The organism is Jeotgalicoccus sp. WY2 (assembly GCF_018437745.1).
Lineage (GTDB): Bacteria > Bacillota > Bacilli > Staphylococcales > Salinicoccaceae > Jeotgalicoccus > Jeotgalicoccus psychrophilus.
On the sequence record NZ_CP049818.1, the window covers coordinates 1587479 to 1602368 of the forward strand.

Here is a 14890-nt window from a genome sequence, read left to right on the forward strand (position 1 = left end):
GGAGTTGTAATTATGTCTGCTGATAATCAGACGAGAACAGAACTTGATAATACGATGTCTAAACGGTTTATATGGGCAATTGCTTACGGATCTTCAATCGGCTGGGGCGCATTTATTTTACCAGGGGACTGGCTGATTTCATCAGGAACACTTGGAGCGACTCTCGGAATTACTATCGGCGGATTACTGATGCTGATTATCGCTGTAGGCTACGGTGCACTAACGGCTAAGTTCCCTGTATCCGGCGGAGAATTTGCATTTACATATGCCGGTTTCGGCAAGTTCAGTGCATTTATCGCGTCATGGTTTTTAGTATTAGGTTATATGTGTCGTCGCGCTGAATGCCAGTGCATTCAGTCTGCTGTTTAAATTTGTACTTCCTGACTTTTTAGAAGTCGGATACTTAATACGATTGCAGGATGGGACGTCTACATCATGGAAGTCATACTGTCTTCTGCCATACTTATAATATTCGCTTTAATCAGTATGAAGGGATCAGGTTTGTCTGGAAATCTGCAGTTTATATTCTGTCTGTTCATGGCGTTTGTAGTAGCAGGATTATTCGCCGTATCATTTTTCACTGGAGAATTTTCATTCCAAAATGCAAAACCGCTGTTTAATGAAGAAGCGGGAATCTGGACATCGATTATTTTAATCGTTGCGATAGCGCCGTGGATGTATGTCGGGTTTGATAACATTCCTCAGGCAGCGGAAGAATTTAAATTCAGTCCTGATAAAACGTTTAAACTCATCGTTTTCGGTATTATTGCATCTGTTATAACTTATGTCGCAATGATTTTAGTAACAGCTTGGATTTATCCGGATCAGAACTCCATGGACGGGGCAGTCTGGGTGACAGGATCTGTTATTCAGTCGTCGATGGGAACTATCGGGATAGTGTTCCTGGCATTTTCGATTTCTTTCGGTGTATTTACAGGTCTTAATGGATTCTACATGTCTTCTTCAAGACTAATTTTTGCAATGGGACGTGCGAACTTTGTACCGACTATATTTGCCAAAGTTCATAAGAAAAATAAAACACCGCATTATGCAGTGCTCTTCGTAATGCTTGTATGTCTGATTGCACCATGGCTCGGCAGAACAGCATTGAGCTGGATTGTAGACATGTCATCTGTCGGCGTGTCAGTCGCATTCCTTGCTACAAGTGCAGTGACAGTTAAGTTTTTCAGTACTAAAGAACACAGAAATATCATCTATGTAATATTTGGAGCACTCGGTGTCGTTATTTCACTTGTATTTTTAGTACTGTTGTTATTCCCAGGCTCACCGGCAGCACTGACAGCACCGTCATATTATGCACTTCTCGCTTGGACAATACTCGGTATGGTGTTCCTTGCGATAAAATACAAATCATTAAAATCAATGTCTAAAGAAGAACTGGATTATATGATTCTAAATAAAACAAGAGAAGAAGTAATGCATGAAAGAAAATAAGACGGGTAAAGAATAACATAATATATTATTCGGAGCTGATATTATGTTGAAACTGAAGCGTGTTTATGATGGTGTCTCACAGCAGGATGGAAAACGTATTTTAGTGGATGGTGTCTGGCCGCGGGGGATTAAGAAAGAAGATTTAGAACACGATGAGTGGTATAAAGATATCGCACCGTCGGCTGATTTAAGAAAATGGTTTGATCATGATGCTGAAAAATGGGAAGAGTTCAAAAAGAAATAATAAAGAACTGAAAAATCAAAACGAGCTGGTTGATAAAATTAAAGAAGATGCAGATGGTCACAACGTCACATTATTATATGCGGCAAAGGATACAGAGCATAACCAGCAGTAGTTATAAAAGAATATATTGATGGAAAATAAAAAGACGGCAGCTGCCGTCTTTTTTATATTTTTAACTTTCCTCTGAAACCGCGAGCTCCGTAATACGAATCAGCACCGTTATGATACAGGAATACTGTGTTATAGCGTTTGTCACAGAATAAGGCACCGCCGAGATCTCTAATATCAGATGGTGTCTCAACCCAGCTTGATGACTTAAGATCAAAGTCCCCGAACTGCTGCAGGTGTCTGTAATCTTCTTCAGTCAGTATGTCGATACCAATTTCCTTAGCTAAATCAACAGCTGAGTTTTCAGGTTTATATTTCTTTCTCGCTTCAAGTGCAGCTCTGTCGTAACACACACTACGTCGTCCTTTAGGGCTTTCTTTTGCACAGTCCACAAAGTAAAGATCACCTTTAAAATCGATAACGTCAGGTTCGCCTTCAGTTGATTCCATGTTGTGAAGTGCAGCAAGCTGTTTATCAGTTAATTTAGCTGCAATATTTTCAAAAGAGATGTCTTCGTGACGTTCCTTATGAGTATTAAAGCGAGACTCCAGAGCATTAAGTAATTCTTCTTTTTTCTGCTTTAGTAAGTTTTCTTCTTCAATGTCATTGCACAACCTCCAATTATCTTATTTAATTTAATAGTACCATGGTAAACTATAACGATAAACATATTTAACAGAACGGGGAAAGACAATGATAGTAACAACGAGCGGACGATATAATGAGCATGCATTGCAAAAAGCGAAGGATATCGCCATGCGTTATGACCTGTACTTTGTAATGCGTAAAAAACTTTCTGTAAAAGAGATTAAGGAGCGTTATATCGACGATGTATTAGTAGTTGGAAATGACGAGATGAGTATCACGCGGCTGTCAGATAATGATCCTGTAAAATACCACCCGAACTTCTCAATGGTCCGTGCGAAAAGGTTATTAAATAATGATAATGATGCTTTGGTAGATGCAGCGGAACTAAAACCCGGGATGTCATTTTTAGACTGTACAATGGGCCTTGCGGCTGATAGTGTAATCGCAAGCCTGACGGTCGGAACTTCAGGTCAAGTGACTGCATTAGAACAAAGCTTTATATTATATTTGCTGGCAAAAGAGGGGCTCGCTTCATACGATACAAATATAAAAATGCTGAACGATGCAATGCGTGCTATAGAAACAGTGCATCAAAATCATACAGACTACTTAGAAAAATTACCGGATAACAGTTTTGATATCGTCTACTTTGATCCGATGTTCGATGAAGAAATCAATGATTCACAAAGCTTAAGATTAATAACGGAAGTAACTCACACTGAAATATTGTCACAAAAAACGATAGACGAAGCGAAACGTGTCGCAGCAAAAAAAATAGTGCTGAAAGATCATTTCAGAAGCAGCAGATTTGAACAATTCGGCTTTATGCAGCAAGTGAGAAAAACGAGTAAAGTTCATTATGGTATTATCAGGACAGATTTTGAAGTTGACTAACAGAAAATAGTATTTTATAGTGTAGATAACTTAATAAGAAGTTCTCTAGGGTTCCGTTAAATTATTTAAGTCTGGACCGAGAGAGAACGCTGGAATGAGTTCCAGTACACGGAAGGACAAAAGCCTGGGAGAGTAACGAAAGTTATTCTTCCGGGCTTTTTTATTCTCAATTCTTATAAATTTTAAAATAGGAGAAAAATTATGTGGTTATTAGTTATTATTGCAGCAATGTTTGAAATCGGCTGGGCAACAGGGCTGAAGTACGCGGATAATGGATTTGAATGGGTACTCACAGTGATTTCAATTGTCGTCAGTTTCGGACTGCTTGTGTATGTTTCGACGAAAATGCCGGCAAGTACAGTATATGCTGTATTCGTAGGCATCGGAGCAGTAGGAACAGTGCTTGTTGATATTATTGTATTTGACGGTGCGTTCAATATCGGAATTATTATATTTGTAGCGCTGCTTGTATTCGGAGTTATTGGACTTAAGACTGTAACAGATCACGAGGAGGGTGCTAAATGAGCTGGTTTATATTAATATTGGCAGGACTAATGGAAGTAGCAGGAGTAACAGGAATGTCTTTAATTGGCCAAGGTAGAAAACTGAGCGGTTGGCTGACACTCCTGATCGGATTCCCAATTAGCCTGGCACTGCTGAGCATAGCAATGGAGACTATTCCTTTAGGTGTGGCATATGCGGTGTGGACAGGAATTGGAACAGTCGGCAGTGCATTAATTGGAATTATCTTTTATAAAGAATCAGCTAGTTATAAACGCGTGATGTATTTATCATTCATCATTATTGCGGTAATTGGACTGCGCCTGGTAACGGGATAAAAAATTGTGGTTTCACATGAAACATGATAAACAGTATGAAAAAATCCGTAGGCATAAATTATATGCCTACGGATTTTTTATTAGTCCTGTTTAAATACGCTTGTACTGTGTTTAGGCTGTACGCGTGATTTTGGATCGTAAGATGATTTAGCGTATGAAATTGCAACTGGTGCTTCACCAAAGCCTGTTGCTATAAGCTTAACTTTACCTTCAAACGTCGTGATATCGCCTGCAGCAAATATACCCGGGATATTTGTTTCCATGTGAGGGTTAACTTTGATGGAATTTTTCTCAAGATCAAGGCCCCATTCTTTTAATGGTCCAAGGGACGAAATATTACCGAAGTTAACGATTAGCTGGTCTGCTTTAATCACTTCTTCTGTACCGTCTTTTGCTGTCAGTACAAGCTCTTCCATCTGGCCGTTATTACCTTTAATTTCAGTAACATTCAGTGATGTTTTAACATTGACAGGTGACTCCATTACTTGCTGAACACTTGTCTCATGTGCTGTAAAGCGTTCACGTCTGTGTACCAGCGTGACTGATTTAGCAAGTTCCTGAAGCATCAATGACCAGTCGAGAGCTGAGTCTCCGCCCCCGAGTACGACAACGTCCTGATCTCTGAATTTTTCAAGGTCTCTAACTGCGTATTGCAGTGAAGTGCCTTCAAAAGCTGCTTCGTTATCCAAACCGATTTTACGAGGCTGGAAAGCACCTACTCCTGCAGTGATTAAAATTGTTCTTGTAAGGTATTCACCTTTATCAGTTTTCAAAACAAAGTGATCATCTTCGCGCTCGTATGATTGTACTGTTTCCCCAAGGTGAAGTTCAGGTTCAGCATACTGCGCCTGTGTCACCAGATTAGATACTAAATCTTTAGCCAGGATTTTTGGGAAGCCGCCCACGTCGTAAATATATTTGTCCGGATATAATTCCATTAATTGTCCGCCAAGTTCAGGCAGACTATCTATTAGTCTTACAGACATTTGTCTCATACCTGCATAAAAAGTAGAGAATAATCCAGTAGGTCCTCCACCGATTATCGTTACATCTACAATTTCGTCTTTCATGAATATAACCCTCCAGTAATATACGAAAAATGTTTTTATATTTTCATTCCATTAAACATTATTACACAGGAGGGACTGAAAATAAAAGTGTTTGGCATGCTGTAACGTCGCTGTAACGCGTAATTCAGACTTTCGAATGACGTTATGCTTTGCGCGGATCGCGCCAGAAAAATACTGTAATAAGAAAACCGATGACAAGAACTATCGCACTGAAGTAGTAAGGGTAATCCAGATTCATATCAAATAGTATACCAGCGATAACGGGTCCGATTACATTGGCGAGTGACGTAAAGAATGAGTTCATCCCGCCTGCAAAGCCCTGGTTATTACCCGCAATATGCGACAGGAACGTAGTAACCGCTGGACGTATCAGGTCAAAACCGATGAAGATGATAAACGCAATTGCCATAACGCCCCAGTATGATTCTAAAAATGTAATGGCAAAAACGAGTATTGCGGTATAGATAATAGATACTCTGATAATATTCAGTTCACCGTAACGGCGTGTCAGCGGTTCGAATAAAACAATCTGTGCAAAAGTACCAATTATAGCACCGCCAGCAATCGCGATTGCAATATCAGCCGGTGTAAATCCAAGTTTGCGGTCGAAGTATAAACTGAAGAAGGACTCGAATGCCGCAAGACCGAATGACGAAACAAATATAACGAGAAAGGCAATGAAAAATATTGGTGTAAAAATCTTTCTGAAATTACTTGTTGTCACTTCTGTCTTATCAGCTGCGACTTCTGTAACTTTCTCAGGTTCATGTAACATAAAAATAGATAAAATTGCACTGATTAAACCGAGTGCCGCGGCGATGAAAAATGGCAGACGTGTAGCAATTTCAGCCAGCACGCCGCCGATACCCGGTCCGATAATGAAGCCGAAGTTAATCGCAGCAGTCATGTAACCGAGAGACCGTGCCCGGTTTTTATTAGTTGTAATGTCGACAATAAATGCGGTAACCGCCGGCATAATAAATGCACCGGCAAGACCGCCGAGCATGCGGGAAAGAAACAGCACTTCAATCGTTTTTCCTAACCCAAATAATAGTTCGGAAAATGCAAAAATAAACAGACCAATGACGATAATGATTTTACGTCCGAACTTATCTGCTGCCCGTCCTGTGAAAGGCGAAAAAATTAATTGTGTAAAAGCAAAGGCGGCGGTTAAATAACCGACACCGGCACCGCTGATGTTCAGTTCGTTCATTATTGACGGCATAACCGGTATTACAAGACTTATTCCTAGAAAAACTAGGAAAATACTGCTATACAATAAGTAGAGCTGATATTTTTTCTTCATCTTAGATGTCACCTTCTTAAAATTCTGTATATGCTAAGATATATACTACACTTGAAAATAAGAAAATAATAGTAAAAATAGATGAATTGAGGTGGGGTTTTTGGGAGAGCATAGTCATGATCATCACCACGATCATACCCATGGTGCGAATAAAAAAGCACTCACAATAAGCTTAATATTAATAGCCTCCTTTATGATTGTAGAAGTCATTGGCGGAGTTTTGACAAACAGTCTCGCTCTCTTGAGTGACGCTGGTCATATGCTGAGTGATGCGATTTCTCTTGCTGTGGCACTCGCAGCTTTTAAAATGGGTGAAAAAGTTGCGGATTCGGCCCGGACATTCGGCTACCGGAGATTTGAAATACTGGCAGCTGTATTCAACGGTGTAACATTAATTGTGATAGCGGTGTTTATCGTAGCAGAAGCTGCAGGACGTTTTGTAAATCCGCCGGAAATCGCAACGACGGGTATGCTTGTCATTGCAGTTTTAGGTCTTGTCGTTAATATAATCGTGGCGAAAATATTAATGTCGGGTGATACTCACGATAACTTGAATATGAAAGGTGCACTGCTGCATGTGTTTGGTGATTTACTCGGTTCAGTTGCAGCCATAGTGGCGGCTTTGTCCATTATGTTTTTTGGATGGGGCTTCATGGATCCGCTGGCGAGTGTTATCGTTGCAGTTTTAATTGCAGTCAGCGGTTTTAGAATACTCCGTCAATCATTGAATGTACTAATGGAAGGTGTGCCGGAAAATATAGATGTCGACACAGTCATTAATACAATTAATAATATTGAAGGTGTCGAAGATGCACATCATCTGCATGTCTGGAGTATTTCGAGCGGCATGAATGCGCTGAGTGTACACATAGTGGTCAATGGAACGCTCAACGTTCATGAAACTCAAAAGATTATTCACCGTATAGAAGAGCAGATGAAGCATGAAAATATTGAGCACGTCACTGTACAGGTAGAATGTAAACACCATGACCATGATGATGAACTGCTGTGCAATTAACCGCTTAAGTTCTGGACAGCAATGTTCAGGGCTTTTTTGTTATTATAGATTTAAGACAAATACACAGGGGATGATGATGTGAAAGAGATTCATACGAAATACTCACGTAACAGCAAGGGACATTATGTACCGGGGATGATACATAACGACACTTTATATATTTCCGGACAATTATCCTTAAATCTTGAGACAGGCAAAATAGTTGACGGCGGCATTGCTGCTGAGACTAAAAGAGCGCTCCAGAATATGGAATTAGTATTGGATGAGGCTGGTTTAACAAAAGAAGATATAATCATGGTCAGATTATATACATCGGACGTTGAGAACTGGGATATCATCAATACTGAATACAGCAAGTACTTCGGTGACCATAAACCCTCCCGTGCTGTTGTACCGACGAGAGAGCTTCATTACGGCTGCCTAGTCGAAATTGAAGCTGTCGCAGCGGTAAAATAAACATATATAAAGGGGAATTAACTATGAATTATCAAGAAATAGATACGCCGGCATTATTGATGAAACTGTACTTAATAAAATCTTAAATATATGAGCGATTATGCAGCAGCACAAAAAGTTAAGCTGCGTCCGCACACGAAAACACATAAGATGCCTCATCTGGCACTTAAGCAGACTGCACACGGCGCAGAAGGCATCACTGTTGCCAAAGTCGGTGAAGCGGAGATTATGGCCGTTTACGGACTTGACGATATTTTTATCGCCAATCAAATTGTTGGTAAACAAAAGCTTGAAAGAATTAAGAAACTGGCAGAACAGATTAATATTTCATTCGGTGTCGATAGTATCCATCATATAGAAGAAATCGATAAAGTATTTGAAGGCGCTAATAAAAAAGCCCAGGTGCTGATTGAAATTGAAGTCGGTGAAGAACGTTCCGGTATTATTGAAGAAATAGACTATAAGTTATTATTAAACACTATCCGAGCTTCTAAAAACGTTGAGTTAAAAGGTATATTCTCGCACGACGGACATACGTACAAAGCGGTCGATAAAGATGACTGCTATGATTTATTTATGACAGCAACGACACGCACACTGCATTTCGCAAATGTTGCCAGAGATATGGATTTTGAAGTTGAAACAGTAAGTATCGGTTCAACGCCGCCATTTATGTTCGGTTTCGATATTCCTGAAGGGGTCACTGAAATTAGACCGGGAACATATATTTTAATGGACGGATCACAATCCAATGCCATTGATTCATACGCCCATTCGGCAGCAAGTGTCTTGACCACTATCATTAGTAAACCGACGGCGGAACGTGTCATTACAGACGTTGGTGCAAAAGGACTGACAGCCCAGTCTCGCAGTAAAGGACTGACAACGACAGAAGGTTTCGGTAAAATTAAGGAATTTGAAGGTGTCCATGTTCATGGTGTATTCGACGAACATGCAATTATTTATAAGAGTTTAGTAAAAAAGTAAGCATCGGCGATAAAGTGCGAATTATTCCGAATCATATATGTCCGGTGTCGAACTTATATCATAAAGCTTACCTCATTAACAGTGGTGAAGTTGTAAAAGAAATTGACATAGCAGCTCAAGGCAAACTTCAATAAGTATAAAAGAAGGTGTTCCGGTGATTTTAAATCACCGGAACACCTTCTTATTTTTAAATATTACACTCCGCGAGGCTTATCTTCATCAGCATACGCCTCAAGATCTTCCTGATATTCTTCAAGAGAACTTTCTTTATAGTTCTTCATACGTTCTTTGTTAGGAGTAATAGACAGTCCTAAATACTTACGTTCATTATTGGCATCTTTATAAAATGCAATCATCATCATAATAACAACTAAACTAAATGGCAATGCAGCGATAATCGCAGCAGATTGCAATGCATTTAGTCCGGTTTCCCCGCCGGCAGCAAGAAGAGTGAATGCGATAGCTGATAAGGCGATACCCCATGTAAGTTTAGTTTTCCCGGAAGGTGTCAAGTTACCGTGAGATGTCTGCATACCGAGTACGAATGTTGCCGAGTCTGCAGATGTAATAAAGAATGATGATACTAATAAAATAGCCAGCATTGAAAGTATCGTACCCATAGGTAGTTCATCAAATATGGCGAACAGCTGTACTTCGGTCGCCATATTAAATATTTCCGGATTTGCTATACCTGTGGAAATCCCAGTTATACCGAATACGCTGAACCAGATAATACCTATTACAGTCGGCACAAGTAAAACCGCAATAATAAATTCTCTAATCGTACGGCCTTTGGAAACACGGGCGATAAATATACCGACAAATGGACTCCAGCTCATCCACCAGCCCCAGTAATAAATTGTCCATGAACTGAGCCACTCTGTTTTTGTGCATTAAGCGGTGCAACATCAAAGCTGTTATATAAGAATGTGCTTAAATACCCGCCGGTGCCTGTAGTCATAACATTTAAAATAAGCATTGTCGGTCCGACAACAAGAATAATAACGAACAGGAGTCCTGCGAGTATCATGTTTAAGTTGCTTAAATACTGAATACCTTTGCTGAGACCGCTCCATGCACTGATTAAAAAAAGTACTGTGACGACAGAGATAATAATTCCCTGGGACGTAAGACCGACCGGCACATCGAATAAATAATTCAACCCGCCATTAATCTGCATTGCGCCGATACCAAGTGAAACTGCAACACCGATAACTGTTGCGAAAACTGCAAGTACATCTATTAGGATTCCGAGCCATCCGTCAACAAGGTTGCCGAATAATGGACGAAGTGTTTTCGAGAGCAGTCCGACTTCTCCTTTTCTAAAACTGGAATATGCAAGTGACAAAGCGACGATGCCATATATAGCCCAGGCATGAATTCCGTAGTGAAGAAAAGTTGAGCGCATAGATTCTGCAAGTGCTTCCGTCGTTCCGGGGTCTGCTGTAGGGGGTGACATAAAGTGAGCCATCGGCTCTCCTGCACCATAGAAAACAAGTCCGATTCCCATGCCGGCACTGAACAGCATAGTAATCCATGAAATAGTGCTGAATTCCGGTTCGTCGTCCGGCTGTCCCAATTTGAGTTTACCTATTGGACTGAATACGAGAAAAGCAGAAAAGAATACAATTACCGTAACGAGTATCATGTAATACCAGCCGAAATATGTAGTTACCCAGCCGGAAATAGCACCTGAAATTTCACCGAATTGATTGGGAAATATTGCACCTATAATTACAAGCAGTCCGACAATAACTGCTGCGAAGACAAAAACATATGATATTTTTTTTGATTTCTCAGATGATGCTGAATGATTTGTCATTACTTCACTCCTTTTTGATTTTTGACACAACGGGTAAATGATAACAATCTATATGTAAGACTTCAACCCGTGAAGTTGGAAAAAAGCCGTTGTGCCTGCAGATATTACTTTATAAATAGCCGTATAACCGAATTATAAACAATAAAGAGTGAAATCATTAATGATTTCACTCTTTATATATTGCAGTTATTTATTTGTTAATGTCACAGCTGATTTAAATAAAGTCTGTACAGCAGAGATCATGCTGTCTTCATTTACATCGAATTTTTCATTATGATGTCCTGCTGCAAGCTCAGTACCGAAAATACAGTAAGACGCCTGGCCGCCCTGCTCCTGTACGCGGTTAATGAAAAATGTTGCATCTTCACTGCCGCTCGGTTTGTTTTCTTCCAGCTCGGTAACGAGATTCTCACTGTCGGCTGCTTCGGCGAGTACTCTGGCAAGTTCAGTTGATCCTTTGGCACTCTTTCCTTCACCGACAGTTTCAATTGTATAATCCACCTGAAACATTTGTGCAGCACCCTTAATAATAGATTCAGCATACTGTTTCATATAATCATTCAGTTCGCTTGTCGTGCCTCTCGTTTCGATTTTAAGACTGGCACTGTCTGCGATAACATTACGTCCGCTTCCCGCGTGCAGTTCACCGACATTAATACGGGTTGCACCTCCGGAATGACGGGGAATTGCATTTAAGTTAATGACAGCATTGGCAGCAGCAAGCATGGCATTTTTACCTTCTTCCGGCTGTCCGCCGGCATGCGATGATACACCTTTAAATGATACATCGAGTTTAGTCGTGGCAAGAAAGCCGTTATTTGAAGCGAGGAAATGATTGAATGGCACGCCGGTGCCGATGTGTGATGCGATAAAGAAATCAGCATCATCAACGACACCTGCCTCAACCATCGAACGTGCCCCGCGTGTACCTTCTTCAGCGGGCTGGAATAATATTTTAATAGTTCCTTTTAAGTCAGTCTTATTTTCCACTAAGAGAGTTGCAAGACCAAGGCCGATTGACGTGTGAACATCATGGCCGCAGCGTGCATTTCATTATTTACGGAGCGGAATCCTTCCTGCAGAGGGAAGTGGCTACTCTCCTCTGATTCATAGATTGGCAAAGCATCCATATCAACTCGGAAAACGACAACCGGTCCGTCAATACCCGTGTCGAGCGTTGCGGCAATACCAGTGTAGCCGTCAGCTACTTTATCGAGATACTCGAGGACAGCACCGTTCTCTTTCGCCCAGTCATAATGCGCTGCTGTTTCTTCCTGAGTCGGTTTCCCCATTATGAAATCGGGATTCATTACTTCTCTGCCAATTTTAATATCGTAGCCGAGTTTTTTCAGTTCAGCAAATCGTTGATGTGCGCATTTCCAAAAATCCAAGCTCAGGATACTGATGGAAATCCCTGCGCCAGTTTATGAGCTGTGTGTGTAATGACACTTTAAATCATCTCCATGTTTAATTATTGTACTCTGTCTTCTAAGAACGTATATACTCCCGGTCCGAGCGGTAATCCTGTGAAGTAGAATACTCCAAGCAGAATAATCCATGCAAGCAGGAATATTAATGAGTACGGCAGCATAATTGACATGTAAGTACCAATACTTGCGTTTTTATCATAACGTTTCATAAACGCCAGAATAATAACCATATACGGGAAGAGCGGGTGTAACGATGTTAATGGACGAGTCTGCAATACGGTATGCGGCCTGCGTAAATGCAGGGTCATAGCCAAGCTGCATAAACATCGGTACAAAGATCGGCGCTTCAATTGCCCATTTCGCAGAACCCGAAGTAATCAGGAAGTTCAGCAGTGCTGTAAACAGCACATAACCGATTATCAGCCCGATACCTGTAAATTCAACACTCTCAAGGAACTCTGCACCGTTTACGGCGAGCCACGTTCCAAGGTTACTCCAGTTGAAGTAAGCGATAAACTGCGCGATTGCGAATACGAGAACAATATAGCCGGCCATATCTTTAATGGACTCGGTCATATAATACGTCGCATCTTTTGTCGATTTAATTTTTCCTGTTGTAATACCGAATGCCACACCGATTAAAATAAAGAAGATAAGTATAATCGGTACGATGCCGTCGATGAATGGTGACGGAATAATACCGCCATTCATTTGTCAGCGGGCTGTTTGGCATAAGAATAACCGCGACGATAGTTCCCCAGTAAACAACACCGGTAACGACTGCAGCGATAAGTCCTTTTTTAGCATTAGGAAGTTCTTCAGCGTTTTCATCTTCAAGACTTTCGCCTTTATATTTACCGAGACGCGGCTCGATAAAGCGTGAAGTAATCAGTCCACCGATGATTGTCAGCATAAATGTGGAAATGATATTGAAGTACCAGTTATCCACCGGTGTGATAACGATTGTATCGTCAATTAAACGTGCAGCTTCTGTAGAAATACCAGATAAGAGTACATCTGTTCCGGCAATAAATAAGTTGGCAGTGAAACCGGCACCGGCACCGGCAAAACCTGCAGCAAGTCCGGCAAGCGGATGTCTGCCTAATTTATAGAATACAAGTGCGCCTAGGGGGAACAATTACCGCGGCAGCATCTGATGCGAGGTTCCCCATAATACCGACGAATACTACTGTATATGTAACGAGAAATGGCGGTGACTTTAGATTGTTTTACGGATCGCATAATCGAGCAGTCCGACTTTCTCAGCGAGTCCAATACGAGCATCATAGACAGAACAAGTCCAAGCGGAGCAAAACCTGTAAAGTTGTCGAGCATAGAAGTCAGTATGAACTGCAGTCCTGCAGCTGAAACTAAACTGTTAATCGGCAGTTCTTCGCCGTTGCCCGGATGTATTACTGAGGCGTCAAACAGGCTTGCAATCCATGAAATTACAATAATTAGAAATGCGAGCCCAAGGAATAATGCGAACGGGTCCGGAAGCTTATTTCCAACACGCTCTACGATATCCAGAAATTTTTGGAAAAAACCTTTCTTCTGTGTTTTATCTGCCAATGAAAACCCTCCCAAATTTATTTGCTTTGTTTGTTCCTATTTATACTTTTAGAAGTATAAATAGGATACAAGAAGTTTACATAAATTTCAGTCAATTGTCTATAATATATTTCCCGTCAGACCGAATAAATGATTTTAATATACTTATAGATGGGTTTTTTTATACTTATAAGTATAGAATGAACGGCAAACAGTAGGAGGCAGAACCATGAAGATTGCATATATCGTTGATAGTACTGCGAGTTTATCAGATGAACTGGCGGACCGTTCAGATGTATTTCAAGTACATTTATCTGTAACGTTCGGAGATGGGTCAATTTTTAAAGACACAACGGATGAAGCGGCGCTTAAATCATTTTATCAGCGTCTAGCCAGAGAGAAAGAAATTCCAAAATCATCACAGCCGCAGGTCGGCGAGTATTACGAAGTTGTCGATGAGATAATTTCAAAAGGATACGATACAGTTATTGCCATTCATATCGGTAAAGGCATCAGCGGAACGTATCAAAGTGCCGGGATGGTTTTAAATGAATATCAAGAAGAAGGAAAGCTAAATTATCATTTAATAGATTCTAACGGTACATCATTTATTATAGAACATCTTCTCGAGCAGACAATCGAGCAGATTGAAAAAGGAATTTCAATAGAAGAAACTGTTCAGAAAATTGAGAAGCTCGTTGAAGATACTCAAATTTATTTAGTAGTCGATGATTTGAACTATCTGGTTAGAGGCGGCAGACTCGGAGCAGGCAGTGCGTTTATCGGCAGTCTGTTTAAAATAAAGCCAATCGTTTATTTTGCGGATGACGGCAATGTGAAGCCTTTTGATAAAGTGCGTACAAACAGCCGTGTGGTTAAGCTGTGGGAATCACTTATCGAAGAAGCAATGGATAAGTTCAACGGCAAGATTAAAATTGCGATTGCACATGGTGATATTGCAGAAGAAGCGCATCAGATCAGAAAGAAATTTGAAAACATGTATCCGGGTATCAGCTGCCGTGTCGGTTATTTAACACCTGCACTTGGTGTGCACGGCGGTCCCGGAAGCAAGGGTCTCGGTATCCTGCCATATATATAAAATGCAAACAGCAGAGTTCCTAT

General features: G+C 40.7%; 11 protein-coding genes, 5 pseudogenes and 1 riboswitch. Of the genes and pseudogenes, 9 read left to right on the forward strand and 7 right to left on the reverse strand.

What is annotated here, in order from left to right:
* Window positions 1-12 precede the first annotated feature (12 nt).
* Window positions 13-1455 (forward strand): annotated as a pseudogene (locus G4D76_RS09240) (APC family permease).
* A gap of 40 nt (window positions 1456-1495) precedes the next feature.
* Window positions 1496-1840, forward strand: a pseudogene (locus G4D76_RS09245) (DUF488 domain-containing protein).
* 23 nt (window positions 1841-1863) lie between these two features.
* On the opposite strand, the gene G4D76_RS09250 reads toward G4D76_RS09245, so the two are convergent.
* Complete coding sequence (locus G4D76_RS09250; protein WP_250129881.1) at window positions 1864-2421, reverse strand: DUF4256 domain-containing protein; 558 nt, start codon at window positions 2419-2421, stop codon at window positions 1864-1866.
* Between the two features lie 79 nt (window positions 2422-2500).
* Between G4D76_RS09250 and G4D76_RS09255 the strand changes: the two genes are divergently transcribed.
* From G4D76_RS09255 to G4D76_RS09265, 3 genes are all read left to right on the forward strand, one after another.
* Window positions 2501-3289 (forward strand): class I SAM-dependent methyltransferase, encoded by a 789-nt coding sequence (locus tag G4D76_RS09255; protein ID WP_213809733.1) that lies wholly within the window; start codon window positions 2501-2503, stop codon window positions 3287-3289.
* Window positions 3290-3323: 34 nt separating this feature from the next.
* Window positions 3324-3422, forward strand: a riboswitch (guanidine-I (ykkC/yxkD leader).
* Between the two features lie 68 nt (window positions 3423-3490).
* Entirely contained in the window at window positions 3491-3814 is a 324-nt protein-coding gene (locus tag G4D76_RS09260) for a DMT family transporter (RefSeq protein WP_035785532.1), read from the forward strand.
* On the forward strand, window positions 3811-4128 hold the full coding sequence (locus G4D76_RS09265; RefSeq protein ID WP_026859479.1) for a DMT family transporter: 318 nt from the start codon (window positions 3811-3813) through the stop codon (window positions 4126-4128). Before G4D76_RS09260 ends, G4D76_RS09265 begins: the two co-directional genes overlap by 4 nt.
* A gap of 80 nt (window positions 4129-4208) precedes the next feature.
* Here G4D76_RS09265 and G4D76_RS09270 read toward each other — a convergent pair whose 3' ends face one another.
* Both G4D76_RS09270 and norA read right to left on the reverse strand, forming a co-directional pair.
* On the reverse strand, window positions 4209-5198 hold the full coding sequence (locus G4D76_RS09270; protein WP_026859480.1) for an NAD(P)/FAD-dependent oxidoreductase: 990 nt from the start codon (window positions 5196-5198) through the stop codon (window positions 4209-4211).
* 142 nt (window positions 5199-5340) lie between these two features.
* Window positions 5341-6504 carry a multidrug efflux MFS transporter NorA gene (gene norA / locus G4D76_RS09275; RefSeq protein ID WP_213809734.1) on the reverse strand — a complete coding sequence of 388 codons (1164 nt, stop codon included), beginning with the start codon at window positions 6502-6504 and terminating at the stop codon, window positions 5341-5343.
* A 100-nt stretch (window positions 6505-6604) separates the two neighbouring features.
* Here norA and G4D76_RS09280 point away from each other — a divergent pair, with 100 nt between their 5' ends.
* The 3 genes and pseudogenes from G4D76_RS09280 to G4D76_RS09290 all read left to right on the forward strand — a co-directional run bounded on the left by G4D76_RS09280 (window position 6605) and on the right by G4D76_RS09290 (window position 9099).
* A complete protein-coding gene (locus tag G4D76_RS09280; protein ID WP_213809735.1) occupies window positions 6605-7522 on the forward strand; it encodes a cation diffusion facilitator family transporter in 918 nt (305 codons plus the stop codon).
* A 78-nt stretch (window positions 7523-7600) separates the two neighbouring features.
* Window positions 7601-7978 carry a RidA family protein gene (locus tag G4D76_RS09285; protein ID WP_026859483.1) on the forward strand — a complete coding sequence of 126 codons (378 nt, stop codon included), beginning with the start codon at window positions 7601-7603 and terminating at the stop codon, window positions 7976-7978.
* 23 nt (window positions 7979-8001) lie between these two features.
* Window positions 8002-9099 (forward strand): annotated as a pseudogene (locus tag G4D76_RS09290) (alanine racemase).
* A 60-nt stretch (window positions 9100-9159) separates the two neighbouring features.
* Here the strand turns inward: G4D76_RS09290 and G4D76_RS09295 are convergent.
* From G4D76_RS09295 to G4D76_RS16925, 4 genes and pseudogenes are all read right to left on the reverse strand, one after another.
* Window positions 9160-10787: pseudogene (locus tag G4D76_RS09295) on the reverse strand (BCCT family transporter).
* A gap of 186 nt (window positions 10788-10973) precedes the next feature.
* A complete protein-coding gene (locus G4D76_RS16915) occupies window positions 10974-11777 on the reverse strand; it encodes an amidohydrolase (RefSeq protein WP_371814463.1) in 804 nt (267 codons plus the stop codon).
* Window positions 11777-12178, reverse strand: coding sequence for a zinc-binding metallopeptidase family protein (locus tag G4D76_RS16920; protein WP_371814464.1), 402 nt, complete (start codon window positions 12176-12178; stop codon window positions 11777-11779). Before G4D76_RS16920 ends, G4D76_RS16915 begins: the two co-directional genes overlap by 1 nt.
* Window positions 12179-12258: 80 nt before the next feature.
* Window positions 12259-13789, reverse strand: a pseudogene (locus tag G4D76_RS16925) (AbgT family transporter).
* Window positions 13790-13997: 208 nt separating this feature from the next.
* Between G4D76_RS16925 and G4D76_RS09310 the strand changes: the two are divergent.
* Complete coding sequence (locus G4D76_RS09310; protein ID WP_213809736.1) at window positions 13998-14867, forward strand: DegV family protein; 870 nt, start codon at window positions 13998-14000, stop codon at window positions 14865-14867.
* Window positions 14868-14890 lie beyond the last annotated feature (23 nt).

Coding starts and splice junctions, on each gene's coding strand:
- G4D76_RS09255 (WP_213809733.1), top strand. CDS start 2,501: ATGATAGTAACAACGAGCGGACGATATAATGAGCATGCATTGCAAAAA.
- G4D76_RS09260 (WP_035785532.1), top strand. CDS start 3,491: ATGTGGTTATTAGTTATTATTGCAGCAATGTTTGAAATCGGCTGGGCA.
- G4D76_RS09265 (WP_026859479.1), top strand. CDS start 3,811: ATGAGCTGGTTTATATTAATATTGGCAGGACTAATGGAAGTAGCAGGA.
- G4D76_RS09270 (WP_026859480.1), bottom strand. CDS start 5,198: ATGAAAGACGAAATTGTAGATGTAACGATAATCGGTGGAGGACCTACT.
- norA (WP_213809734.1), bottom strand. CDS start 6,504: ATGAAGAAAAAATATCAGCTCTACTTATTGTATAGCAGTATTTTCCTA.
- G4D76_RS09310 (WP_213809736.1), top strand. CDS start 13,998: ATGAAGATTGCATATATCGTTGATAGTACTGCGAGTTTATCAGATGAA.